Annotated in this window: 1 protein-coding gene; it reads right to left on the bottom strand. The window is 58.1% G+C overall.

The features are described from left to right. Window positions 1–171: 171 nt before the first annotated feature. Window positions 172–497 (bottom strand): hypothetical protein (locus HX786_RS31730; RefSeq protein WP_178913105.1); only part of this gene is annotated, 326 nt, incomplete at its 5' end.

The following is a 497-nucleotide window of genomic DNA, read 5'->3' as shown; positions in this document are numbered from 1 at the left end:
CAAAAAGCCCCGCAGATGCGGTGCTTTTTATTGAACGATGATTTTCCCGCATTGAAATGCAATCCAAATGTGGGAGCGGGCTTGCTCGCGCATGCGGTGTGCCAGTGATATACCGGTTACTGACACACCGCATTCGCGAGCAAGCCCGCTCCCACAGTTTTTACCGTATTCCTACAGTACGAATTGCGCGAAGCTCACACCGGCACCGGCCGGGCGTACGTCCTTGAGGAACGAGTCCTTGTCGGCACTCAGCTCCAGGGTAATCTCCGGCTTGCGCTTGCCGGCATTGCGCACCACCAGGCCTTCCAGCTTCTCGCGCAGAAACACCGTTGGCACCTTCAGGTGCAGCAACTGGTCGCTCTCGGCGTTGTGCATCAACAAGTGGATCCACTCGTACTGGCCCACGGCAATCCGGCCCACCGGCAGGTCGAACCACCAGATGTTGCGTTTGCGGTCCAGGTCGGTGAAGTGGCAGTTGTTGACACCGAGTACGGCAC

The sequence above is a fragment of the Pseudomonas sp. 21615526 genome, assembly GCF_013386245.1.
Taxonomy (GTDB): Bacteria; Pseudomonadota; Gammaproteobacteria; order Pseudomonadales; family Pseudomonadaceae; genus Aquipseudomonas.
The sequence above is the reverse complement of the archived record's forward strand: the minus strand, read 5'-3'. Positions and strand labels throughout refer to the sequence as shown.